This is a genomic window from Rhodoferax sp. RT4P68, assembly GCF_056521305.1.
Genome location: NZ_JBWMBB010000010.1, coordinates 200,181 through 222,206 on the forward strand (window position 1 = coordinate 200,181; position 22,026 = coordinate 222,206).

At 67.7% G+C, this 22,026-nt stretch carries 20 protein-coding genes; 8 read left to right on the forward strand and 12 right to left on the reverse strand.

Going from position 1 to position 22,026, the window contains the following annotated elements; all coding sequences use genetic code 11:
• Nucleotides 1-56: 56 nt before the first annotated feature.
• The 8 genes from feaR (at nucleotide 57) to AC099J_RS21390 (ending at nucleotide 10,417) form a co-directional block, all read left to right on the forward strand.
• Nucleotides 57-1,259: a transcriptional regulator FeaR gene (feaR, locus tag AC099J_RS21355; protein ID WP_479617298.1), complete on the forward strand. Its 1,203-nt coding sequence runs from the start codon at nucleotides 57-59 to the stop codon at nucleotides 1,257-1,259.
• 166 nt (nucleotides 1,260-1,425) lie between these two features.
• The gene (locus AC099J_RS21360; RefSeq protein WP_479617299.1) at nucleotides 1,426-2,910 is read left to right on the forward strand and encodes an aldehyde dehydrogenase family protein; all 1,485 of its coding nucleotides are present in this window, start codon (nucleotides 1,426-1,428) and stop codon (nucleotides 2,908-2,910) included.
• Nucleotides 2,911-3,393: 483 nt separating this feature from the next.
• The gene (locus tag AC099J_RS21365; RefSeq protein ID WP_479617300.1) at nucleotides 3,394-4,224 is read left to right on the forward strand and encodes a serine hydrolase domain-containing protein; all 831 of its coding nucleotides are present in this window, start codon (nucleotides 3,394-3,396) and stop codon (nucleotides 4,222-4,224) included.
• A 44-nt stretch (nucleotides 4,225-4,268) separates the two neighbouring features.
• Nucleotides 4,269-5,837: an amidase gene (locus AC099J_RS21370; protein ID WP_479617301.1), complete on the forward strand. Its 1,569-nt coding sequence runs from the start codon at nucleotides 4,269-4,271 to the stop codon at nucleotides 5,835-5,837.
• Between the two features lie 68 nt (nucleotides 5,838-5,905).
• Nucleotides 5,906-8,218 (forward strand): primary-amine oxidase, encoded by a 2,313-nt coding sequence (tynA, locus tag AC099J_RS21375; protein WP_479617302.1) that lies wholly within the window; start codon nucleotides 5,906-5,908, stop codon nucleotides 8,216-8,218.
• 17 nt (nucleotides 8,219-8,235) lie between these two features.
• Nucleotides 8,236-8,868: an SCO family protein gene (locus AC099J_RS21380; protein ID WP_479617303.1), complete on the forward strand. Its 633-nt coding sequence runs from the start codon at nucleotides 8,236-8,238 to the stop codon at nucleotides 8,866-8,868.
• Nucleotides 8,869-8,901: 33 nt separating this feature from the next.
• Nucleotides 8,902-9,741, forward strand: a complete 840-nt coding sequence (locus AC099J_RS21385) for a transporter (RefSeq protein WP_479617304.1) — start codon at nucleotides 8,902-8,904, stop codon at nucleotides 9,739-9,741.
• A 133-nt stretch (nucleotides 9,742-9,874) separates the two neighbouring features.
• Nucleotides 9,875-10,417, forward strand: coding sequence for a MarR family winged helix-turn-helix transcriptional regulator (locus tag AC099J_RS21390; RefSeq protein WP_479617305.1), 543 nt, complete (start codon nucleotides 9,875-9,877; stop codon nucleotides 10,415-10,417).
• Here the strand turns inward: AC099J_RS21390 and AC099J_RS21395 are convergent.
• From AC099J_RS21395 to AC099J_RS21450, 12 genes are read right to left on the reverse strand one after another with little or no spacing between them, the layout of a single operon-like run.
• Entirely contained in the window at nucleotides 10,392-10,844 is a 453-nt protein-coding gene (locus AC099J_RS21395) for an acyl-CoA thioesterase (RefSeq protein WP_479617306.1), read from the reverse strand. The two genes, AC099J_RS21390 and AC099J_RS21395, sit on opposite strands and share 26 nt — an antisense overlap.
• Nucleotides 10,844-11,623, reverse strand: coding sequence for an SDR family NAD(P)-dependent oxidoreductase (locus AC099J_RS21400; RefSeq protein ID WP_479617307.1), 780 nt, complete (start codon nucleotides 11,621-11,623; stop codon nucleotides 10,844-10,846). Before AC099J_RS21400 ends, AC099J_RS21395 begins: the two co-directional genes overlap by 1 nt.
• A 1-nt stretch (nucleotide 11,624) precedes the next feature.
• Entirely contained in the window at nucleotides 11,625-12,611 is a 987-nt protein-coding gene (locus tag AC099J_RS21405) for a Bug family tripartite tricarboxylate transporter substrate binding protein (RefSeq protein ID WP_479617308.1), read from the reverse strand.
• A gap of 22 nt (nucleotides 12,612-12,633) precedes the next feature.
• Entirely contained in the window at nucleotides 12,634-13,362 is a 729-nt protein-coding gene (locus AC099J_RS21410) for an SDR family oxidoreductase (RefSeq protein ID WP_479617309.1), read from the reverse strand.
• A 2-nt stretch (nucleotides 13,363-13,364) separates the two neighbouring features.
• Nucleotides 13,365-14,201 (reverse strand): cyclase family protein, encoded by an 837-nt coding sequence (locus tag AC099J_RS21415; protein ID WP_479617310.1) that lies wholly within the window; start codon nucleotides 14,199-14,201, stop codon nucleotides 13,365-13,367.
• A gap of 1 nt (nucleotide 14,202) precedes the next feature.
• Nucleotides 14,203-15,456 (reverse strand): SDR family NAD(P)-dependent oxidoreductase, encoded by a 1,254-nt coding sequence (locus AC099J_RS21420; RefSeq protein WP_479617311.1) that lies wholly within the window; start codon nucleotides 15,454-15,456, stop codon nucleotides 14,203-14,205.
• Nucleotides 15,453-16,631: a thiolase family protein gene (locus AC099J_RS21425; protein ID WP_479617312.1), complete on the reverse strand. Its 1,179-nt coding sequence runs from the start codon at nucleotides 16,629-16,631 to the stop codon at nucleotides 15,453-15,455. Before AC099J_RS21425 ends, AC099J_RS21420 begins: the two co-directional genes overlap by 4 nt.
• Nucleotide 16,632: 1 nt before the next feature.
• Complete coding sequence (locus AC099J_RS21430) at nucleotides 16,633-17,601, reverse strand: Bug family tripartite tricarboxylate transporter substrate binding protein (RefSeq protein ID WP_479617313.1); 969 nt, start codon at nucleotides 17,599-17,601, stop codon at nucleotides 16,633-16,635.
• Between the two features lie 15 nt (nucleotides 17,602-17,616).
• On the reverse strand, nucleotides 17,617-19,218 hold the full coding sequence (locus AC099J_RS21435) for an ATP-dependent acyl-CoA ligase (protein WP_479617314.1): 1,602 nt from the start codon (nucleotides 19,216-19,218) through the stop codon (nucleotides 17,617-17,619).
• Nucleotides 19,219-19,226: 8 nt separating this feature from the next.
• Nucleotides 19,227-19,709, reverse strand: a complete 483-nt coding sequence (locus AC099J_RS21440; protein ID WP_479617315.1) for an aromatic-ring-hydroxylating dioxygenase subunit beta — start codon at nucleotides 19,707-19,709, stop codon at nucleotides 19,227-19,229.
• Nucleotides 19,706-21,037: an aromatic ring-hydroxylating dioxygenase subunit alpha gene (locus AC099J_RS21445; protein WP_479617316.1), complete on the reverse strand. Its 1,332-nt coding sequence runs from the start codon at nucleotides 21,035-21,037 to the stop codon at nucleotides 19,706-19,708. The genes AC099J_RS21440 and AC099J_RS21445 overlap by 4 nt, the downstream gene beginning before the upstream one ends.
• Nucleotides 21,038-21,046: 9 nt before the next feature.
• A complete protein-coding gene (locus AC099J_RS21450) occupies nucleotides 21,047-22,006 on the reverse strand; it encodes a Bug family tripartite tricarboxylate transporter substrate binding protein (RefSeq protein ID WP_479617317.1) in 960 nt (319 codons plus the stop codon).
• Nucleotides 22,007-22,026: the final 20 nt, after the last annotated feature.

The following is a 22,026-nucleotide window of genomic DNA, read 5'->3' on the forward strand; positions in this document are numbered from 1 at the left end:
AGGTCCCATAGCACCAGGGCGCCCTCGCATAGGCCAGCTTGGTGGCTGGCGCGACGATGCGCGAGGCCACCATGGCCAGCACCAGATCGCGCTCACGGCAGGGCCAGTTCCGACGTTCTCGGGTGCGAGCGCATGCAGCGCTGGCGCAGGCCGATGTGCCACGCCTGCTACCTGTCGCAAACACCGATGCGCCCCGCGCGCCTTCGTCCGCAAAATTGCCGCTGGCAAAAATTGCAGCGGCCAAATGGCTCGGAATTTGCATCGTGTGCCGCATTCGCTCGGCGCCACGCATCAAGCCGCGACGCCAGCATCCACACCCAATGATTCGAGACACCCAGCCAGCGGCTCCATCTGTCACCTTCGACGAGTGGATTTGTCGCGTCAATGAAGCCTGCGGACGCTTGAGCGCACGGCCGGACGGCGAACGCTTCCAGGGCAAGCTGGTGGAACGCCAAAGTTGCGCGCTACGCTTGACCATGGTCGATGCCGCCGGCGTCGAACTGTTCCGCACCCGGGAGGACGTGCGCGGCGGCGACGACGGGCACTTCTACGGCGTGTTGCAACTGCGCGGCACCGCCGGCGTCGAGCAGGACGATACGCGCGGCATGCTCCAGGCCGGTGATCTGGTCTTGCTGGATGCAAGCCGGCCGTTCAAGGTGCCAATGGGCGAAGGCTCGCGCCAGTTGTCGCTGATCCTGCCACGCGCGCTGGTGGAGCGCGGCTCGAACGCAGGCCGCATTGCCTGTGCGCGCCGCATTGTGGCCAGTACGCCACTGGCTGGCCTCGCGCGCCGACTCATGCTCAGTGCCTTTCGCGAATCGCGCACCACTTTGGAGCCATTCGAAAGCGACGCCATGTTGGACGCGATCGTCAGCTTGCTGCGGCCCGCAATCGCGGTCGTCGACCCAGGGCCCAGCAGCCGTGACCGGCTGTTTCGCAAGGCCTGCGAATTCATCGATGCCGAACTGGCGCGCGACGACCTCACGCCCGAGCTGATCGCGCGCGCCATCGGCGTCTCGGTGCGCGGCCTGTACCGCGCATTCGCCGACCAGGGCATGGTGGTGGCCCAGCACATACGCCACCGCCGACTGGACCGCTGCGCCGACGAACTGCGCTCGCCGAGCGGCGGCACCGACAAGCTCTCAGCCATCGGCTATAGCTGGGGATTCGCCGACTCCAGCCACTTCTCAAGCGCCTTCAAGGCGCGCTTTGGCGTCTCGCCCAGCAGTTACCGTCAGCGTTACACCGCCACGGCCTGACGCGCCCTACCCAAGCTGGCACGCTGACACCAACGTCTGGCACGCAGGCCAATGCGCCTTGCGATCCCTGTGCCTAAGCTCCTGTCGAGGGCAGCAGACAGCCTGACGGCCTCCACGCTGCACCGCTTTCCCCGCTGGTTGGAATCGACACACGAAGGCTTGCACCATGGCAACGATTGAACTCTTGAACGGAACGCTTGCGTTCCTGGACCGCCGGCACGGCAGTTTCATCGACGGCACGCCCGTCTACGAAGGCACACCCATCGACGTGCTCGACCCGGCCACTGGCGCGCCCATCGCCAGCGTGGCACTGGCTGACGCCGTGTTGGTAGACCGTGCGGTGCGCAGCGCCGACGCGGCCTTTCGCGACGGGCGCTGGTCCAGCCTGCGCCCAGCCGATCGTGAACGCATCCTGCTGGACTTCACCAGCCTGGTGGCTGCCAACGCCGAACAGCTGGCGCAGCTGGAGACGGTGAACCAGGGCATGTCCATCCACACCGCGCGCGCCATCGGCGTGAGCGCCACCGTGGAGTTCATGCGCTACATGGCCGGCTGGGCAACCAAGATCGAGGGGCACACGCTGGACGTCTCCATCCCCGTGCGACCCGGCACGCGCTACACCGCGTTTGCGCGGCGCGAGCCGGTGGGCGTGGTTGCCGGCATCGTGCCCTGGAACTTTCCGTTGCTGATCGCGGCCTGGAAGGTGGTGCCGGCCCTGGCAGCGGGTTGTACGGTTGTCATCAAGCCGGCTGCCGAAACGCCGCTGACCGCGCTTCGCCTGGCCGAGCTGGCGCTGCAGGCCGGCGTGCCGCCCGATGTATTCAACATCGTGGCCGGTGGCGCCGAGGCCGGCCAGGCGCTGGCTGCGCACCCCCTGGTGCGCAAGGTGAGCTTCACCGGCTCCACGCGCGCAGGCAAGCAGGTCGGCAAGACAGCCATCGACCACATGGCCCGCGTGACGCTGGAGCTGGGTGGCAAGAACCCCATGATCGTGATGGCCGACGCCGACCTGGACAAGGCCGTGCAGGGCGTGCTGCTGGGTGGCCTTTTGAACCAGGGCCAAGTGTGCGCGGCAGCCTCGCGCCTGTACGTGCACCGCTCACGCGTGGACGCTTTCCTGGGCGAGATCTCGGCCGCCGTGGCGGGCATGTCCGTCGGCCCTGGCCTGGACCCGACGGCGCAGACCAACCCCGTGGTGTCGCAACGCCAGCAACGCAGCATCGAAGCGCACATTGCAAGAGCACGCGCAGAGGGCGCCCGCGTGGCCACCGGTGGCACGCCACTTTCACGTGCGGGCTTTTATGTGGCGCCCACGGTGCTGGCCGACGTGACGCAAGGCATGGCCGTGGCGCGCGAAGAAGTGTTCGGCCCGGTGCTGTCGGTGCTGGCCTTCGACAGCGACGATGAGGTCGTCACGCTTGCCAACGACAGCGAATACGGCCTGGGCGCCAGCCTGTGGACCAACGACCTGGGCAAGGCCATGAACCTGGTGCCGCGCTTGGAGGCCGGCACCGTCTGGGTCAACACCCATGTACTGCTGGACCCGGCCATGCCTTTCGGCGGCGTCAAGCAATCGGGCATCGGCCGCGAGTTCGGCCGGGGCGCGGTCGAGGCCTGCACCGAAACCAAGTCGGTCTGCATCGCGCACTGATCTTCGGCTCCGATTCATCAACCCTCTGAAGCGGGGAACGACCATGAACCGGCACTCCAGTCGGCCCCCACGAGAACGCACCATGCAAGACGCCCCGACCCCTGCAGCGGCACACGAGATGCTTCGCCGCCGCGATGTACCCACGTTCGACTCTGCAGTGTGGGCGACAACACCGACACCAAGGTCCGTCTCACCACGCGGACCACGCAAGCCGTCGCGCTGCTCCCTCGACCCTGTGTCCCGTGCGAAGTCTGTGCGCATCAGCTCGGCACTGGTTGCCGCTCTCGGCCTGACCACCGGCGTCCAGGCACCAGTCCCGGCTGCGGCGCCAACTGCTGAGACGCTCGGTCGCCTGGAAGACCTCATGACGCTGCCGCCCCCCTGCAGGCACCCACCTACCGCCACCTGGACCAGCTTTACCCGACGCGCACCATCCGGCGCGGCGCGCACGTGCATCCGCTGCCTGTGGGCAAACCAGTAGACGTGTCCTACCAGGTCGGTGACCGGCGCTTCAACATGGCGCAGCTCATGGCGCGCAAGCACACGGCAGGTTTGCTGGTCATCAAGGACGGCCAGGTCGTGGCCGAGCGCTACGCCATGGGCAACGACGCCAGCGCCGAGTGGCAGTCGTTTTCGGTGGCCAAGTCGATGTCGTCGACGCGGGTGGGCTCAGCCTTCAAGGACGGCCACATCCGCAGCCTGGACGACAAGGTGGTGCCGTACTTGCCCGCGCTGCGTGGCTGGGCGTATGACGACGTCACCGTCAGGCAGGTGCTGCAGATGAGTTCGGGCGTGGCCTGGAACAATGACTACCTCGACCCCGAGTCGGACCGTCGCCGCATGCTGCGCGCCCAGAGCGCGCAGGAGAAGGGCGCGGTGCTGAAGTTCCTGGCCCAGTTGCCGTGTGTGGCGCCGGCTGGCACCAACTTCAACTACAGCACGGGCGAGATCTCCCTGGTCGGCGAGATCCTGGCCGGCGCCACCAAGCAGCCCATCAGCGACTACTTCTCCAAAAAGATCTGGGTGCCGTTCGGCATGGAGTCGCACGCGTATTGGCAGCTCGATTCGCCGGGCGGCCAGGAATTCGCCGGCAGCGGTGTGAACGCTACTTTGCGCGACTTCGGGCGCTTCGGCCTGTTCATCGTGCAAGGCGGCATGACCGGCGGACAGCAGGTGCTGCCCGACCAGTGGATCCACCCGAAGGAAAAGCTCGTGCTCGTCATCCACAGCATCTGGCCCAAGCCGGTCTACGGACCCAGCCTGGTCGAGACCGATGCGCTGCTCGGCGCACTGGTCGTGGCGCTGCGCCCCTGAATGTTCCCCGCCCCCGATTCCCAACCCGCCCATACGGACACACCATGTCAGACCCTGCGACAGCCACTGACCTTTCCCCTGGCGACAGCCGCCGCGATTTCCTCAAGGCCGGCGCCGCGCTGCTGGCCGCACCGCTGGCCGGCTGTGCCGGCGCGCCGCGCTTGGCTGGCCCTGCCGGCACGGCCGAGATCACCGGCTGGAGCGCCATCGAGCTGTCGCGCCGCATCCATCGCCGCGACGTGTCGTGTGTGGAAGTCATGCAGGCCACGCTGGCGCAGATCGACCGCTTCAACCCGCAGGTCAACGCGCTGGTCTCGCTGCAGCCGCGCAACGGGCTGCTGGCCCAGGCCGCCGAGCGCGACGCGCAATTGGCGGCCGGCAAGCCCATGGGCTGGATGCACGGCTTCCCGCAGGCCCCCAAGGACCTGGCCAATACCGCAGGCATCCTCACCACCTCGGGCTCACCCATCCTCAAGGGCTACGTGCCCAAGGCCGATGCCATCGTCGTCGAACGTGCCCGCCGCGCCGGCGCGCTGCTCGTGGGCAAGAGCAACACGCCCGAGTTCGGCCTGGGCTCGCACACTTACAACACTGTGTTCGGCACCACTGGCAACGCCTTCGATCCGCGCCGCAGTGCCGGGGGCAGCAGCGGCGGCGCAGCTGTGGCGCTGGCCCTGCGCATGCTGCCGGTGGCCGACGGCAGCGACATGATGGGTTCGCTGCGCAACCCGGCGGGCTGGAACAACGTGTTCGGCTTTCGGCCCTCGTTCGGCCGCGTGCCCTACGGCCCGACCAGCGAGGTCTTCATGCAGCAGTTGGGCTACGAGGGGCCGATGGCGCGCAGCGTGGCCGACTTGGCCATGCTGCTGGCGGTGCAGGCCGGCTACGACGCACGCACGCCGCTCACCATCGACCAGGACCCGACCCAGTTCACGCAGTCGCTGGCGCGCGACTTCAAGGGCGCGCGCATCGGCTGGCTGGGCGATTTCGGCGGCTACCTGCCGATGGAGGACGGCGTGATGGACACCTGCACCAAGGCCCTCCAGCACTTCGAGACGCTGGGCTGCACGGTGGAGGCAGCCAGGCCCGATTTCTCGATGGACCGGCTGTGGAAGACCTGGCTCACGCTGCGTGGCTTTCTCGTTGCCGGCGGTGCGGCCCCGCTGTACCACGACCCGAAGACGCGCGCGTTGCTCAAGGCCGAGGCGGTTTGGGAGATCGAGAACGGCCTGAAGCTGAGTGGCGGCGATGTCTACCGCGCGTCGATGGACCGCACAGCCTGGTACCAGGCGCTGAACACGCTGTTCCAGCGCTACGACTACCTGGTGCTGCCATCGGCCCAGATGTTCCCGTTCGACGCCAAGCTGGACTGGCCCAAGGCCATCGCCGGCAAGCCCATGGACACCTACCACCGCTGGATGGAAGTGGTCATCGGCGGCACGCTGGCCGGTGTGCCAGTGCTCAACGTACCGGCCGGCTTCAGCCCGAACGGACTGCCCATGGGCCTGCAGGTGATGGGTCGCGCGCAGGCCGACCTGGCCGTGTTACAGGTCGGCCACGCGTACGAGCAAGCGTGCGGTTATACCGCCCGGCGCAGCCCGCTGTTGGCTTGAAGACCCACTCAACCCACTTCGCAATTCACAACACTTCGCCGGCCCTCGCCGGTATCCAGGAGACCACGATGCAGCAACGCCCTTCCGCCCACTCCACATTCCGCCTGGCCTTGTTCAGTGCACTGGCCGCCGGCGCCATCGGCAGCGCCACACTGGGCCCGGCACCCGCCCTGGCCCATGGCGGCGCGGCCGAGATGGTGCCCCTTGCCAAGGCACTGGACGGCTTTGGCGCCACCGTGCGCTGGGACGCCTTCGCCCGCGTCTACACCGTCGACCGCAACAGCACCACGGTGCGGCTGAAACCCGGCTCGCGCGACGCCACCGTCAACGGCACGCCGCTCCAGCTCGAAGTGCCGGTCAGCATGCGCGGCGGCAAACCCTTTGTGTCCAAGGGCTTCGTCAACCAGGTGTTCCAGTCGGGCCTGGACAAGACCTTCGTGGTCGAGCGCCGGGCCAGCCCGCTGAACCCGCTGACGCCCGACGAGATCAACGCCGTGGTCGAGGTGCTGAAGGCCAGCGGCCGTTACCAGGCCGGCTACCGTTTCACGGAGATCACGCTCAAAGCGCCCCCCAAGGACCAGGTCTGGGACTACGCGATGAGCGGCAAGCCGGTGGCGGCCGAACGCCAGGCGCTGTTCACCATCCTGGACGGCAAGAAGGTGATCGAGGGCAGCGTCAACCTGGCCAGCCGCCAGCTGCGCGATTGGAAGGAGATCGCAGGCGCCCACGGCATGGTGCTGCTGGACGATTTCGCCGCAGTGCAGGCGGCCATCGAGGCCAGCCCCGAGTACGCGCAGGCGCTGGCCAAGCGCGGCATCAACGACGTGAAGAAGGTCGTCGGCACGCCGCTGACGGTGGGCTACTTCGCCGGCAAGGACGGGCTGCAGCAGGAAGACCGGCTGCTGAAAGTCGTCAGCTACCTGGACGTGGGCGACGGCAACTACTGGGCCCACCCGATCGAGAACCTCGTGGCCGTGGTCGACCTGGTGCACAAGAAGGTCGTCAAGGTCGAAGACCAGGGCGTGATCCCGGTGCCGATGAAGGCCACGCCCTTCGACGGCCGCGACCGCCAGGCCACGCCCGCGCCCAAGCCGCTGCACATCACCGAGCCCGAGGGCAAGAACTACACCATCACCGGCAACACGCTGCACTGGCGCAACTGGGACTTCCATGTGCGGCTGGACTCGCGTGTGGGGCTGGTGCTGTCCACCGTCACCTACAACGACAAGGGCACCAAGCGCAAGGTGATGTATGAGGGCGCGCTCGGCGGCATGATCGTGCCCTATGGTGACCCGGACGCCGGCTGGTACTTCAAGGCGTATCTGGATTCGGGCGAGTACGGCATGGGCACACTGACCTCGCCCATCGAGAAGGGCAAGGACGCGCCCGAGAACGCGGTGCTGCTCAGCGCCCTGCTGGCCGACTACACCGGCAAGCCGACCACCGTGCCCAACGCCATCGCGGTGTTCGAGCGCTACGCCGGTCCCGAGTTCAAGCACCAGGAGATGGGCCAGCCCAACGTGTCGGCCGAGCGGCGCGAGCTGGTGGTGCGCTGGATCAGCACCGTGGGCAACTACGACTACATCTTCGACTGGGTGTTCGCCGAGAACGGCACCATCGGCATCAACGCTGGCGCCACCGGCATCGAGGCCGTCAAGGGCGTGCAGAGCCGCACCATGCAAGATGCCAGCGCTGCCGAAGACACGCGCTACGGCACGCTGCTGGACCACCACATCGTGGGCACCACGCACCAGCATATCTACAACTTCCGGCTCGACATGGACGTGGACGGGGAGGCCAACACGCTGACTGAGGTCGACCCGGTGGTGTTGCCCAACACGCGTGGCGGCCCTCGCACCAGCACCATGCAATCGACCACGCGCACGGTGGCCACCGAGCAGGAGGCCGCGCAGAAGTTCGACCCTTCCACCATCCGCCTGCTGAGCAATACGGCCCGCACCAACAAGGTGGGCAACCCCGTGTCGTACCAGCTGATCCCCTACGCCGGCGGCACCCACCCCATCGCCAAAGGCGCCAACTTCGGCAAGGACGAGTGGATCTACAACCGGCTGAATTTCATGGACAAGCAGCTGTGGGTCACGCGCTATCACCCCGAAGAGGCTTTCCCCGAAGGCAAGTACCCCAACCGCTCGGACAAGGACACAGGGCTGGGCCAGTTCACGGCCGATAACCAGTCCATCGTCGGCACCGACAACGTGGTCTGGCTGACCACCGGCACCACCCACATCGCGCGCGCCGAGGAGTGGCCCATCATGCCGACCGAGTGGGTCAACGTGCTGCTCAAGCCCTGGAACTTCTTCGACGAAACGCCAACGCTGGGCCTGAACCGGGCCGCCAGCAAGAGCGCCGGCCAGAAGTAAGCGGCCGAGAAAGCCACATGCCAGGCATCGATCCGGGCGGCGCCACGGCGTGCGCCTTGTCTCGACGCGCGTTCTGCCGTCTCGCAACGGCAAGTGGGCTGGCGCTGACCCAGCAAGCTGCCCTTGCACACGGCGCGCCGCGTGCGACAGCCTCTGCGCCGGTGGCCGGCGCCGTGGCGGCGCTGCGGCCAGTGCGCGCACTGCCGATACAACTGGCCACCAGTCAGGTTGGCGACCTGGCTTCGCTGGTGCGCCACCAGGTCACCGCCGTGCAGCTGTTCTTCACTGGTTGCGGCGACACCTGCCTGGTGCAGGGCGCTCTGTTTGCCGCGCTGCAGCAACGGTTGCGCCAGGGCGGTACCGACGGGCGCCTGCTGTCGCTGAGCATCGACCCCCTGGGCGACGACCCGCCAGGCCTGAACCGCTGGCTACGCAAGTTCGGCGCCCAAACCTCGACCTGGGTGGCCGGCGTGCCAGCCCCGCAGGACCTGGACGCCATGCTGGCCGAGTTCCGCGTCGGCAGCGCCCAGGCCGCCGCCCAGCACATCAACCGTGTTTTCCTGTTCGACCGGCAGGCGCGACTGTGCTGGGCCAGTGCAGTCGATCCACACCCCGCCGACATGGCCGCCCAGATGGCGCGACACACCTGAACCCTTTCTCACTGAATCACCGAAAGCACCACGATGAAATCTGCCTCCTCCTTTCTGGCCCTGGGCTTGATCGCCGCCGCGTCGGCCCAGGCCGCCGGCCTGCCCGATCCAGGCGACTACGTGCCGGCACCTGCTGGCAGCACCGTGGTGGCCCTGTACGCCCAGCACCAGACGGCCAACCGCGTCTACGACAACGGAAGGCGCGTGGTCGGCGACCTGGGCCTGAAGCTGGACCTGGGCATCGCCCGCGCCATGCACTACTTCGAACTGGGCGGCATGCCGGCCGATGTGGAGGTGATCCTGCCCACCGCGCGGCAGCGCGTGAACGCGGCCGGCTACTCGGAATCAGGCATCGGCAACGTGATCGTCGGCGCCACGCTGTGGACGCTGTCCGACGCCGAGGCCGGCCGGCACCTGGGCTGGGCCGCCTACCTCTCGCTGCCCACCGGGGGCAAGCGCGCGCAGGGCCTGGCCGTCAGTGAAGACCGCTACGCGCTCGACGTGGAGGCCGGCTACATCACCAGGCTGGGTGGCGCCTGGACGCTGGACCTCGTCGGCCAAGTCGAGCTCTACAGCCGCGACCGCACGAGCGAAGTGTCGCGCCGGCCCATGGCGCGCGGCTTCGCGCACCTGAGCTACCGCCTGTCCGACGCCAACACCCTTGCCGTCAGCGCGCGCCAGACCTACGGCTTGCGCGAAAGCCAGCACGGCGTGACCGTGCTCGGTGCGCGGCGCGACACCAACCTGATGCTGACCTGGCAGCACCAGCTGACCGAGACCGTGCAGCTCCAATTGCAGTACCAGAAGGACGTCAAGGTCCACAACGGCCCCGCGCTGCAGGGGCTACAGGCGCGGGCGGCGTTCGTGTTCTGAGCGCTGGCCGCGCGCCGATGGTCGCGCCAAGACCATTCACTCGGATCTCAGGCGCAGCGATGACAACCACGGCTGAGTGATCCAGGAACGTGCGGGGCGCGTCAAGACCACCACACCCCATGTATGATTTCGGATGCGTTCAGGCCTGCACCATCCCCACGTCAACGATCCCGGAACCCACCTTCCAGATGCCTCGGCACGCACGTATGTCGACGTGGACGAGGCCCTCGAACACGACGAGCCCGCCCTGCCCTTCGTTGACGATTACCTGGCCGCCCTGCTGGCCCAGGCCAGCAAGTTGATCTCTACCGAATTCCACGCCGTCGTGCAGGCGGCCGGTTTCTCCATCACCGAATGGCGCATTCTGGCCACGCTGACGGGAAGCCCGGGCATCAGCACAGGCGGATTGGCGCAGGTCTCGGTCAGCAAGCAACCCACCGTCACCCGCCTGCTGGACCGCATGGAGGCCAAAGGCTATGTGGAGCGCTTCGCGCACGAGACCGACCGGCGCGTGACCCTGGTGCGCATCACGCCCTCGGGTCAGACCATCGTGGCCGACCTCATCGCGCAGGCCAAGGAACACGAGCAGCGCGTGCTGGCGCCGTTCGGCTTGAAGCGGGCCGAGGCGCTGAAGGTGACGTTACGCCGCATCATCGAGCTGCACCGTCACCCGTAAAGCCGCTGCGCACGATGGCCGCGCGCAGGTCAGGCGGGATGTCGATGGCGTGGTGCGTCTGCAGAGATGTCGTGACCAGCACCTGGCGCATGACCATGCGCAACTCGCCGCCCTGGGCGGCGCGGCATTCGAGTTGCAGCGTCAACGAACGTGTGCCCAGTCGCACGCACCCCAGCCGCAGCGCGACGCGGTCGCCCATGCGGCTGACGGCCTTGAACTCAGCCTCGACGCGCACGGTCGGCAGGCCAATGCGGCGCTCCAACAGTAGCGGCGTGTAGCCCACGCCCAAACCTTCGGTGACCCAGTCTTCCACAAGGCCGTTGAACATCACGAAGTACTGCGGGTAGAACACGATGCCCGCCGGGTCGCAGTCGGAGAAGCGGACCAGGCGTTCACGTTCGAAGTGCGACGAGGCGGCGGCGTCCATCACATCACCTCCCCGCCGGCCACCGAGATGCACTGGCCCGTGACTGCCGCCGCACCCTGGCCACATAGCCAGGCCACGGCGTCGGCTACTTCGGCTGGCTGCACCAGCCGACCCTGGGGGTTGGACTTGACGAATTCGCCCAGCGCAGCCTCGGCGCTGCGGCCGGTCTTGGCCACCACGTTGGCCACGCTGCTGCGCACGATGTCGGTGTCGGTATAGCCCGGGCACACGGCGTTGACCGTGATGCCCTTGGTGGCCAGCTCCAGCGCCAGCGCGCGGGTCAGCCCGATCACGCCGTGTTTGGCGGCGACGTAGGCGGTGACATAGGCGTAGCCGCGCTGCCCGGCCGTGCTGGCGATATGCACGATGCGGCCGCGGCCTGCGGCCAGCATGTCGGGCAGGGCCGCCTGCGTGCACAGAAAGCAGCCGGTAAGGTTCACATCCAGCATCGCTTGCCACTGGGCCAGGCTGGTCTTGGCGAACGGCGCGCTCAGCGCCTGCCCGGCATTGTTGACCAGCATGTCCACCGGACCCAGCGCCCCACGGGCTTGCGCAAACGCTTGCTCGACTGATGTGGCCTGCGTGACGTCGCAGGCCACTGCGTGATGGCGCCCCGGCAGCGCTTGTGCGACCTGCCGCAGCACGGCTATATCCCGGCCCAATAGCGTGACGGCGGCGCCCGCCGCGCTGAGCCGCGCCACGATCGCGGCGCCGATGCCGCGACCGGCGCCGGTGACGACGGCATGGCGCCCGGCAAAGGGAAGAGGGATGGAGTTCATGTCAATCGATCTTGATGCCACGGGACTTGACGATGGGGCCGAACAGCGCGGTCTCTTCACGCACCAGAGCCGTCAGCTCGGCCGGCGACAGCGCCACCGGCTCTGCGCCAGCATCGGCAAAGCGTGCCCGGGTGGCCGGCAGTGCCAGCAGGCGGTTGAACTCGTGGTTGACACGGGCCACGTTGGCCGCCGGCATGGCGGCAGGGGCGTAGACCGCGAACGGCGTGTCCACAAAGACCTTGCCGAAGCCAGCCTCTTCCACCGTGGGTGCGTCAGGTTTGTAAGACGCGCGCCGCTGACTGGCCACAGCCAGCAGTTTGAGTTTGCCAGCCTTCACGCTGGGGAACACGGTGCCGGGCACGAACGCGTAGTCAATCTGCCCAGCCATCACGTCCTGGATGGCCGGGGCCATGCCGCGGTAGGGGATGTGCGTGGCGAAGATGCCCGCGGTCTGCTTGAACAACTCACCGCCCACGTGCGGCGTGGTGCCGTTGCCAGCCGAGCCGTAGCTCAGCTTGCCAGGGCGCGCCCTGGCATAAGCCACGAATTCAGCCAGCGTGTTGGACGCAAGCGTTGGCCTCGTGACCAGAAATAATTGGGTGTTGGCCAGCAGAGCCACGTGCTGCAGCTCTTTCGTCGGGTCCAGCGGCATGCGTTCGAACATGAGGGGGTTGACCGATTCGAGCGTCGTCACATTGACGAGCAGCGTGTGGCCGTCGCCCCCGTTGCGCGCCACCTCGACAGCCGCCACGTTACCGCTGGCACCGCCCCGGTTGTCGATCACCACGGGCTGGCCCAACGCCTCGCTGAGTTGGGGCACCAGCAGGCGGATCAGCACGTCGGCTAGACCACCAGCCGGAAAGGCCACGACGATGCGCAGCGGTCGGCTCGGCCAGGTCGAGGGCTGGGCCGACACGCCCGTCGCTGCAAGGCACGCGGTCAGGCCGAGCAGATGCCGGCGGGTGAAAGCAGGACGTGCAGCGTTCATCGAAACCCTCCAGTTCATCAAGCTACAAGGCCAGGCTGCCGACGCTGGTACCGCCGCAGACATACAGCACCTGGCCAGTCACGAAGCCATTGGCCGCATCGGCAAAGAATGCCACGGCCCGCGCCACGTCGGCCGATTCGCCCAGACGCTTGACGGGCACTGAGGCGGCAAGCTGACGCTCCTTGTCGCTGCCCTCTTGCACCACGTCGTAGAACATGTCGGTGCGGATCGGGCCCGGCGCCACCACGTTGACCGTGATGCCCTCGGCCGCCAGCTCCAGCGCCCAGGTGCGTGCCATGCCCAGCATGCCAGCCTTGGTGGCCGAGTAGCTGGTGCGCGTCTGCAAACCCAGCGCCGCGCGCGAGGACAGCAGCACGACGCGGCCAAACTGGCGTGCGCGCATCGCCGGCAACGTGGCCTGCATCATCTGGATCGCGCAGCCCAGGTGCAGGTTGACCAGCGCGTCGAGGTCGGACAGCTGCACGTCGGGCAGCAGCGCCGCGCGGATCACGCCCGCGTTGTGTACCAGCGTCGTCACCTCGAAACGCTGCGCCATGTCGCGCATCGCTTCGCCAGTGGCGGCGCGGTCGGTCAGGTCGACCTCGATGTTGTGCAGCCGCGCATGCGTGAGCGGGCTGGCGCGGCGCGCGAGCGACACGACCTCATAGCCCTGCGCCAACAGGTGTTCGCAGATGGCCTTGCCGATGCCGGCGCTGCCGCCCGTGACAGCCGCGACTTGGTGGGTCGCCATGCTCAGCCTCCCACCAGCGCAAGTACGCGCAAGGGGCTGCCGCTGCCCTTCTGGATCTTCAGCGGCGCGCTGAACAGCACGGCGCCCGTGGGCGGCAGTTGGTCCAGATTGGTCAGGCATTGCAGGCCGTACTTGCCCGCGCCGTGCATCAGTGAATGGCAGGGATACGGCGGCAGCAGGTGGTAACCCTGTCCGGCGTCGGTGCCAATGGCTTCAGTGCCGAAGCCCAGCACGTCGCGCTGCTCCACCAGGAAGCGCACGGCCTCGGTGCTGGGGCCGGGCGTGTGCTGGCCGGTGTCGTTCATGTTCTGAAAGGCCTGCGCATCCTGCCCCTTGGACCAGCGCTGCGACCAGTCGGTGCGCATCAGCACCCAGGCACCCGCCGCGATGCGGCCGTGCCGGGCCTCGAAGGCTTCGATGTCGGCCACGGTCATCAGGTAGTCCGCATCGGCCGCTGCCTGCGCCGAACAATCGATCACGCACGCCGGTGCCACGAGACGCTGTGGGTCGATGGTGTCCACCGAGTTGTTCGGCAGGTCGCGGCCCGAAATCCAGTGAACCGGGGCGTCGAAATGCGTGCCGGTGTGCTCGCCGCAGGAGAAGTTGTTCCAGTACCAGCCCGGACCGCGCTCGTCGTAGGCCGAGATTTGCTCGACGCGGAACGGCTGGCACTGGCCCATTTCGGGCGGCAGCGCAATGGCCGGAAACTCAGGCATCAGCGTCTGCGTGAGGTCGATGACGCGAACCTGGCCGCTTGCCAGTGCGGCGACCAAGCCGGCGAGGACGGGGGAAGCCGTCGGGGTGACGGTCGCGGAAGCCATCGGGGTAGCGGATGTCATGTCAAGATCCTCCTGCAGCGAGTTCACGCTCTAACACTTTGGGGTTGTCACGCCAGCGGGCCAGCCATTCCTGAGCGATCTCGCCGGGGTAGACGTCTTCCACCCCACCCTGCAAGGCCTTGACGATCGCCGAGGCCAGCGCAGCGGGGCCGAGTTTGGGGGGAGGCATGTTCTGGTTCCACTCGTCGTCTACCGGGCCGGGGAACACATGGATCACGCGCACACCGGCTGGCCGCATCTCGGCGCGCAGGCACTGCGAAAGCGACAGCGCCGCCGCCTTCGACGCTGAGAACGTGCCCTGCGCCGGGTAGTTGGCCAGCGCGTAGACCGACAACACGTTGACCCAGGCGCAGGCATGCGTGGCGCCGTCGGCCGAGCGGCCACGCAGCGCGGGGCCGAAAGCCTGGGCCAGGCGCAGCAGGCCGAAGTAGTTGACCTCCATCTCCGCCTTGGCCACGTCGGTGCCGCGCCTCGCCGCGATGCCGAAGCCCCGGTGCAGCTCGGCCGTGTTGACCACGATGTCGACCTTCCCGCCGATCTGGCCGGCCAGCTCAGTCACCGATCGTTCGTCGCTCACGTCCAGCGGCACCAGGGCCACCTTGGGCAACACGGCCAGCTCGTCCAGGCCGGGTGCCGTCTTCCAGGGCTCGGCATGGCCGACCCACACCAGGTCGGCACCGGCCTTGAGCAGTGCCTGCACCACGGCTTGGCCCACAGGGGTCTTGCCGTCGGTGACCAGGACTTTGCGAAAGCGTGGGTCGCTGGCCATCTCGCGCAGCATCTTGTCGTCTGCCATGTGTTCACTCTCTTTCTCGGGGAATCCGATCAACACGGCTTGGCCGCTGCGGTCGATGCGGGCGCCGACGCGCACGCGATCCGGAGCAGCGCCGACATCTCCATGCAAATGAACCATCACACTCGGGCCCGCATCCAGCTGCACCATGCCCAGCCGCCAGGGGAGGCGCTCGCGGAAGTACAGGTCGTTGCTGTGGTCCAGCGTGGTCTCGGCCAACAGTTCACCGAGCCCGGACTGGGCGCGCCAGCGCAGCCGTGGTGACACGCAGCGCCCGCAGGCCTCGCGCGGTGGGTACTGCACGGCACTGCAGTCTTCGCAGACCTGCAGTTCGAACCGGCCTTCGGCGGCGGCGGCCGTAAGACCCAGCGCCACGCGGCCGCGCGCGCTGGGCGGCAGGTTCATCTGCGGCGTGCGCAGCACTGGGTTCTTGCGCGCGGGGCGCGGCATCGGGATGCTCATGGGGCACTCCCCAAAATCACGGCACCGGTGCACAGGCAGCGGTCGTAGGTGACCATGCCGAAGCCGCCCACCAGGCCCAACTGCGCGTTCGCCACAGCACGTGCACCGGCCGCACCTGTGAGTTGTCGAATGGTCTCGGTCAACCCGAGGAAGCCACCCGCCGCACCGGCCTGGCCGGCCGACAACTGGCCGCCGCTGGTGTTGTTCGGAAAGTCGCCGTCGTGCGTCGTACGCCTGGTGCGCACAAACGTCGGGCCCTCGCCCTTCTCGCAAAAGCCCAGATCTTCGAACTGCATCATCACGATCACCGGGTAGTCGTCATAGGTCTGCACGAAGTCGATGTCGGCCGGCTGCGCGCCGGCCATGGCGTAAAGCTCGTCGCGGTCCACGCGCCAGCCGCCGCGCAGCATGACCGGGTCGTCGGCATAAGCGTTGTGGCGCTCGATGGCGCCGCGCAGCAGCGCATGCGGCAGCCCCAGGTCGCGCGCACGCGCCTCGGACATCACAAGGAAAGCCTCGGCGCCCGCGCAGGGCATCACGCAGTCGAACAGGTGGATGGGCGCGGAGATCGCCTTGGCGGCCACGTACTCGTCCAGGCTCAAGGGCTTCTTGAACAAGGCGTTCGGGTTGCGCAGCGCATTGGCGCGCTGGTCCACCGCGATGCGGCCGAAGTCCTCGCGCGAGGCGCCGTAGGTGCGCATGTAGTGCGCCGTGATGAAGGCGAACATCGAGTTCGGCCCGCCCGCGCCATAAGGATAGGTGGCGTCGCGCGCGAAATGGCTGAACGCGCCCAACGTCTGGCGAAAGGAATCGACATGGTTGGTGTCGGCCGCGATGCAGGCCACGATGTCGGCATCACCCGCCTGCACGGCCCGCGCCGCGCGGCGCAGCGACATCACGCCGCTGGCGCCACCGGTGGGAATGTGGTCCAGCCAGCGCGGCGACAGGCCCAGGTGCTGTGTCACGCCCACGGCAGTGTCCGGCGCCAGCGAGAAGCTGCTGACCGTGAGGCCGTCGATGGCGCTCTTGGGCAGGCCGGATTGTTCGAGCAGCGCATGCAGCGCGCGGCCGATGAACCAGTGCGCGCCGTGCGTGGAATAACGCTCGTAGGGCACGGTGACGGGCACGGCGACGGCGACGCCTTCGTAGCCCTTGCGGGTGTGGAAATGCGCCATGTCAGTCGAGGCGGATGCCAGCGGCTTTGATGATGCGGCCGAACTTCACCGTGTCGTCGCGGATGACTTGCGCGAACTGCGCGGGCGTGTTGGCCACCACCGTCATGCCCACGGCCGCCAGTTGTTCGCGCGTGGCGGGCAGCTGCAGGATGCGCGCCAGCTCGTCGTGCAGGCGCTGCACGATGGCCGGGTCCACACCGGCCGGCACCACGAAGCCGATCCACGTCACCAGGTCCACGCCCGGCAGACCGGACTCGGCCAGCGTGGGCACGTCGGGTAGCAACGGGTTGCGCTGCGCGCTGGTGACGGCCAGCGCCCGCACCTTGCCGCCCTTCACGAAAGGCATGGCCGGGCCGAGTGCATCGAAGATTACGGGCACGGTTCCGCCCACGGTGTCGGTCATGGCGGGTGCGCCGCCTTTGTAGGGCACGGCAAGGAGCTTGGCGCCTGTCGCAGCCTTGAACACTTCGCCGGCCACCTGGGCCGGCAGCGCGCCGTGTGCGTAGGCCAGCTCGCCGTTGCGCTCACGTGCCAGCGCCAGCAGCTCTTGCACGGTCTTGGCGGGTGTGGCCGGGTGCACGGCCAGCACCATGGGCATGGTGATGGCCTGCGTGACCGGCGTGAAGCTGGCCACGGGATCGTAGGGCAGCTTGCTGTACAGGCTCTGGTTCATGACCAGCGTGGAGTCGATGGCCACAAACAGCGTGTAGCCGTCGGGCGCAGCCTTGGCCGCTGCCTCGGCCGCGATGATGGTGTTGCCGCCGGGGCGGTTGTCCACCAGCACGGGCTGCTTCCAGCTTTCGGCCAGCCGCGTCGACACGATGCGCGCGACCATGTCGCTGCCGCCGCCCGGCGGAAACGGCACGATGATGCGGATTGGCTTGCTGGGGTAGGCGCTCTGGGCGCCTGCGGTGGCCAGCAGGAGGCTGGCGCAGCCAGCCACAAGGCCCTTCAAGAAAATGCGTTTCATAAGGTCACCTGCCCTTCAGCGCTTGAGTTGATACCCAGCCGCCTCGCGGTCCCAGGTCTGGTCGGTCGTACCACGATCACGCAGCTTGAACTTCTGGATCTTTCCGTTCTCGGTGGCCGGCAACTGCGCGAGGAACTCGACGAAGCGCGGCACGGCGAAGTACGCCATGCGCGGCTCGCAGAACTGCATCAGCGCCACGGCGTCGAGGCTAGCCCCCTCGCGCAGCACGATGGCCGTCATGACCTCGTCCTCGGCCATCTCGCTCTTGACCGGGTACACGGCCGCGACCGCGATGGCTGGATGGCTCAGCAGCACCTGCTCGACCTCGTAGGACGAGATGTTCTCGCCCCGCCGCCGAATCGCGTCCTTGAGCCGGTCCATGAAGGTGAAGAATCCGTCGGCACCGCAGACCACGCGGTCGCCGGTGTGAAACCACAGGTTGCGCCAAGCCTCCACGGTCTTCTCGGGCATGCCGAAGTAACCGGTCGCAAACGCATAGGGGTCGCGCGCGCGCAGCAGAAGCTCGCCGGGTTGGCCCGGGGGCACGGGGTTGTCGTCTTCGTCGGCCACACAGGCTTCGAAACCATCGGCGATGCGGCCCATGCTGCCGGGGCGCTGTTCGGCGTCGCGGCCGATCACGAAGTTGGTCTCGGTCGAGCCATAGCCGTCCAGCAAGCGCATGCCGAAGCGCTCGGTGAATACCGCGTGGAACTGCGGCGGCACGCCTGGTGCCAGCGCGATGCGCACGCGGTGCGCACGGTCGTGCGGCGTCGCGTCCTTGGACAAAAGGATGGGCACCATCGCGCCCAGCACGTAGGTGACCGTGGCCTGGTGGCGCACCAATGATTCCCAGAAGGCTGTGGCCGAGAAACGCTTCTCCACGACCAGGGTCGAGCCGCTCAACAGCGCCTGGAAGAAGGCATTCATCGCATTTGTGTGGAACAGCGGCAGCGTGGTCACCAACACCTCGCCTTCTCGCAGGCCCAGCAGGCTGCCGCTGTGCGCGCCCCACCAGAAGAACTGCGCATGCGGGCAGCACACGCCCTTGGACAGGCCCGTGGTGCCGGAGGTGTAGAGGATCAGCAGCGTGTCGCCCGGGCGCACGGCGGCGGGCGCTGCGGCCTCGGTCGGCTCGGCGGGGAATGGCGTGCAGCCGTCCTCGCCGGCGGCCGGCATGTCGAGCAGCCAGATGGTCTGCAACGGCAGCGCAGGCGCCTCCAGCACCGCCAGCGCGCGCACGGCCTGCAGGCCCTCGGCCTCGGTGACCAACAGCCGCGCACCGGAGTTGGACAGGATGTGATGCAACTGGCTCCCGCGGGAGGCGATGTTGACCGGCACCGCAACGGCGCCAATCCAAGCGCAGCCCAGTACAACCTGCATGAACTCGGCCCGGTTCGAACACAGGAGTGCTACACGGTCGCCGGCCTGAACGCCCGCGCGCTGCAGCACCGTGCCATAGGCGCCGGCCATGTGCAGCGCTTCGGCAAAGGTCCAGCTCACGGCGCCGGCCACGAACAGCGCGCGGTCGCCGAAGCGCGCGGCCTGATGCTGCAGCATGCGCGGCAGCGTGCGGTCGGCCGGCGCGAAGGCTTGGGCCAGGGAGTTGGGTTTGTGCATGGAGTGGTTCACATGAAGAGCTGCATGCTGCCGAAAGCCGCATCGCAGTTGACGAGGTCCACGCGCTTGAGCTGGATACGCAGGCCGCCCACCTGCTGCACCAGCGTGTGCGTGGCCCAGCCGGCGTACAACGTTTGCGTGTCCCGGCGGGTCTCGACGTAGTGGAAGGAGGTTCGGCAGGTGTAGTGGCCGGCGGCGTCGTCACGCGCCATCACGCGCGGCTGCTGCAGCAGGTGGTGGCAGCGGCTGATGGGCTGCTGCGAGAAGGTGCGCGCGCCCGCCAGCCGTGCCACGCGCACCTGCAGCAATAGCTTGTCTTCATACATCAGCGAGGCCTGCAAACGGGCGTCTGTCTGACCGTGTGTGAGCGGCATCCAGTAGTGGCCGTCTTCGGTGAACATTTCAAGCCAGTCCTCGAAGCGCAGGGCGTCGAGCATGGCGGCTTCGTCCAGCACGAAGTCGATCAGTTGGGCATCGGAGGGTGAGGTCATGCCGCCTCCTTCTGCGCCATACCGGTCGTCATGAAGCGCACCCAAGCGCGCATCTGGCTGCGCATCTGCCATTCGTTGGTGCCGTTGGTGACAGCATCGGCCTGGCCGTGCTCGGCGCTGTCGTAAAGCCGGCCCACATTGACCCACTGGGCGCCGCGCGCATGCAGGCCCTGCTGGGCGCGCTCGTACATCTCCAGGTCGTCATGGCCGACGACGGACGTGGGGGCATTGACGAGGCGGTTGTACATGAGGGTGCGTTCCAGTAGCAGATCGGGTGCGCCGACCAGGCGGAAGGTCCAGCTCTCCACCAGCGTCTTGTTTGCTGCCAGCGGCTTGAACAGGCGCAGCGTCTGGATCGGCCCCTTGACCATGATGTTGGGAAAGTACACGGTGTTGTGTCGCACCTCTGCCAGGATGCTGCGGGCGCGCTCCTCGCCATAGGCCGCGGCCATGCTCTCCCAGTAGCCGGGCGCGGGCGAATACGCGGCATGGAGCGAGTCGCTGACGCCGGTGTGGCCATGGCCGTTTTCCCACACGCGGATGCCCATGTTCTCGAAGAACTCGTAGGGGCTGACAAAGGGCGCGAACAGCTCCACGGCCATGGGCTTGGGCGTGCCCTCGGGTGCCTGCTGCCACACCTTGACGGCGGTGCCGGCCGACGACTCGTGGGCCACCATGGGGTGGCAGGTGTCGGTCTGGTTGTCCACCAGCATCTTCCAGTTGCAGTCGTGCATATAGCGCATGACGCCGCCGGTCACTTCGAGCCGGCCTTCAGGCGAGCGGTCGACCATGTTGTCCAGCGTGGACAACGAGGGGCCGAAGAATTCCGCGAAGGAAATGCCATCGGGGTTCAGCCGGCAGAACACGAACTCGCGGTAGACCTCGACCGCGCCCACGGAAGCCAGGCCGCGACTGGCCTCGCAGGTGTCGAATCCGGTGTTGTCGTACCCCTTCTTGAGCGGGATGGAGAGCAGCTTGCCGTCGGTGCGGTAGGTCCAGGCGTGGTAAGGACAGCGGAAGAACTTGCCAGTGTGGCCGCAGCCCTCGGGCGCGATCTGCACGCCCTTGTGCGCGCAGCGGTTGTTGAGCACCTTGATGCTGCCATCGGTGTGGCGCACCATGATGACGGGCTGGTCGCCCACCGTCGTGCCGAAGAAGTCGCCGGGCTTGGGGATCTGGCTGGCATGGCCCACGTAGACCCAAGTGTTGGCGAACAGCTGCTCCATCTCCAGCGCGAAGACTTCGTCGCTGATGTAGCAGTCCTTGTGCACCTCGGTGTCGCGCACCAGCGCGGCCACGGCGGCGGGGTTGTCGCGGTAGCGGGTCATGGTGCCCTCTCAGTCCAGCTTGATGTTGGCGTCGCGGATCACCCGGCCCCAGCGCTCGCGCTCCTGTGCGGCGTAGCGCGTGGCCTCGGCGGCCGAGGTGGGCAGCGGCTCGATGCCCAGCGTCGCCATGCGGGTCTTCACGTCGTCGGAATTGAGTGCGGCGTTCAGCGCCTTGTTCAAGGCCTCCGTCGTCGCCGGCTTGGTGCCGGCTGGCACCACCAGCGCCTGCCAAGCGTAGGCCTCGAAGCCGGGCAGGCCTTGCTCGGCCAGCGTGGGCACATCGGGCATGGACTTGAGCCGCTGCCCACTGGCCACGCCGATGGCGCGCACCTTGCCTGACGCGATGAAGGGGCCGCCGCTGGAGGTGTCGACGAACATGAAGGGCAGCTGGCCGCCCACCACGTCCGCCATGGCCGGCGCCGCGCCTCGGTAGGGCACGTGCGTCAGCGCCAGGCCAGTCTGAGCACGGAACAGCTCCACGGCCAGGTGGTGTGGGCTCCCGGCGCCGGGGCTGCCGTAGCTGGTGCCCTTGGGGTCGCTCCTGGCCCAGGACAGGAACTCGGGGAGGGTCTTGACCGGCGCGTTGGGAGCCACCACCAGCACCAGCGGGAAGCGCGCGATCATGCCGGCCAGCGCGAACTCCTTCTCAGCGCTGTAGGCGAGCTTGCTGTACAGGAACGGGTTGGCCGCCAGCACGGCCGAATCGACGGTGGAGACAGTCTGCTCGGGGTTGCGCGTCTTGGCCACGTACTCGGCCGCGATGTTGGCGCCGGCACCGGGCTTGTTCACCACGATGAAGGTCTGCTGCATGCTCTTGCCCATGGCGTCGGCCAGCATGCGGGCGACCACGTCGGAGCCGCCGCCCGGCGCGTAGCCGACGACCCACTCCACGGGTTTGCCATCATTGGCGAACGCTGCCAGCGGGAACAGGGCGAGCGCACAGCGCATCAGGGTTCTGCGGATCATCATGGGGGCTCCTGGGGGTGGGT

Bases quoted from the DNA above. Each gene is read 5' to 3' on its own strand.
- AC099J_RS21450 (WP_479617317.1), bottom strand. From the start codon at position 22,006: ATGATGATCCGCAGAACCCTGATGCGCTGTGCGCTCGCCCTGTTCCCG.
- AC099J_RS21435 (WP_479617314.1), bottom strand. From the start codon at position 19,218: ATGCACAAACCCAACTCCCTGGCCCAAGCCTTCGCGCCGGCCGACCGC.
- AC099J_RS21410 (WP_479617309.1), bottom strand. From the start codon at position 13,362: ATGGCGACCCACCAAGTCGCGGCTGTCACGGGCGGCAGCGCCGGCATC.
- AC099J_RS21405 (WP_479617308.1), bottom strand. From the start codon at position 12,611: ATGAACGCTGCACGTCCTGCTTTCACCCGCCGGCATCTGCTCGGCCTG.
- AC099J_RS21445 (WP_479617316.1), bottom strand. From the start codon at position 21,037: ATGACCCGCTACCGCGACAACCCCGCCGCCGTGGCCGCGCTGGTGCGC.
- AC099J_RS21420 (WP_479617311.1), bottom strand. From the start codon at position 15,456: ATGAGCATCCCGATGCCGCGCCCCGCGCGCAAGAACCCAGTGCTGCGC.
- AC099J_RS21440 (WP_479617315.1), bottom strand. From the start codon at position 19,709: ATGACCTCACCCTCCGATGCCCAACTGATCGACTTCGTGCTGGACGAA.
- AC099J_RS21395 (WP_479617306.1), bottom strand. From the start codon at position 10,844: ATGGACGCCGCCGCCTCGTCGCACTTCGAACGTGAACGCCTGGTCCGC.
- AC099J_RS21400 (WP_479617307.1), bottom strand. From the start codon at position 11,623: ATGAACTCCATCCCTCTTCCCTTTGCCGGGCGCCATGCCGTCGTCACC.
- AC099J_RS21380 (WP_479617303.1), top strand. From the start codon at position 8,236: ATGCCAGGCATCGATCCGGGCGGCGCCACGGCGTGCGCCTTGTCTCGA.
- tynA (WP_479617302.1), top strand. From the start codon at position 5,906: ATGCAGCAACGCCCTTCCGCCCACTCCACATTCCGCCTGGCCTTGTTC.
- AC099J_RS21370 (WP_479617301.1), top strand. From the start codon at position 4,269: ATGTCAGACCCTGCGACAGCCACTGACCTTTCCCCTGGCGACAGCCGC.
- AC099J_RS21360 (WP_479617299.1), top strand. From the start codon at position 1,426: ATGGCAACGATTGAACTCTTGAACGGAACGCTTGCGTTCCTGGACCGC.
- AC099J_RS21430 (WP_479617313.1), bottom strand. From the start codon at position 17,601: ATGAAACGCATTTTCTTGAAGGGCCTTGTGGCTGGCTGCGCCAGCCTC.
- AC099J_RS21425 (WP_479617312.1), bottom strand. From the start codon at position 16,631: ATGGCGCATTTCCACACCCGCAAGGGCTACGAAGGCGTCGCCGTCGCC.
- AC099J_RS21385 (WP_479617304.1), top strand. From the start codon at position 8,902: ATGAAATCTGCCTCCTCCTTTCTGGCCCTGGGCTTGATCGCCGCCGCG.
- feaR (WP_479617298.1), top strand. From the start codon at position 57: ATGCGCGAGGCCACCATGGCCAGCACCAGATCGCGCTCACGGCAGGGC.
- AC099J_RS21415 (WP_479617310.1), bottom strand. From the start codon at position 14,201: ATGACATCCGCTACCCCGATGGCTTCCGCGACCGTCACCCCGACGGCT.
- AC099J_RS21390 (WP_479617305.1), top strand. From the start codon at position 9,875: ATGCGTTCAGGCCTGCACCATCCCCACGTCAACGATCCCGGAACCCAC.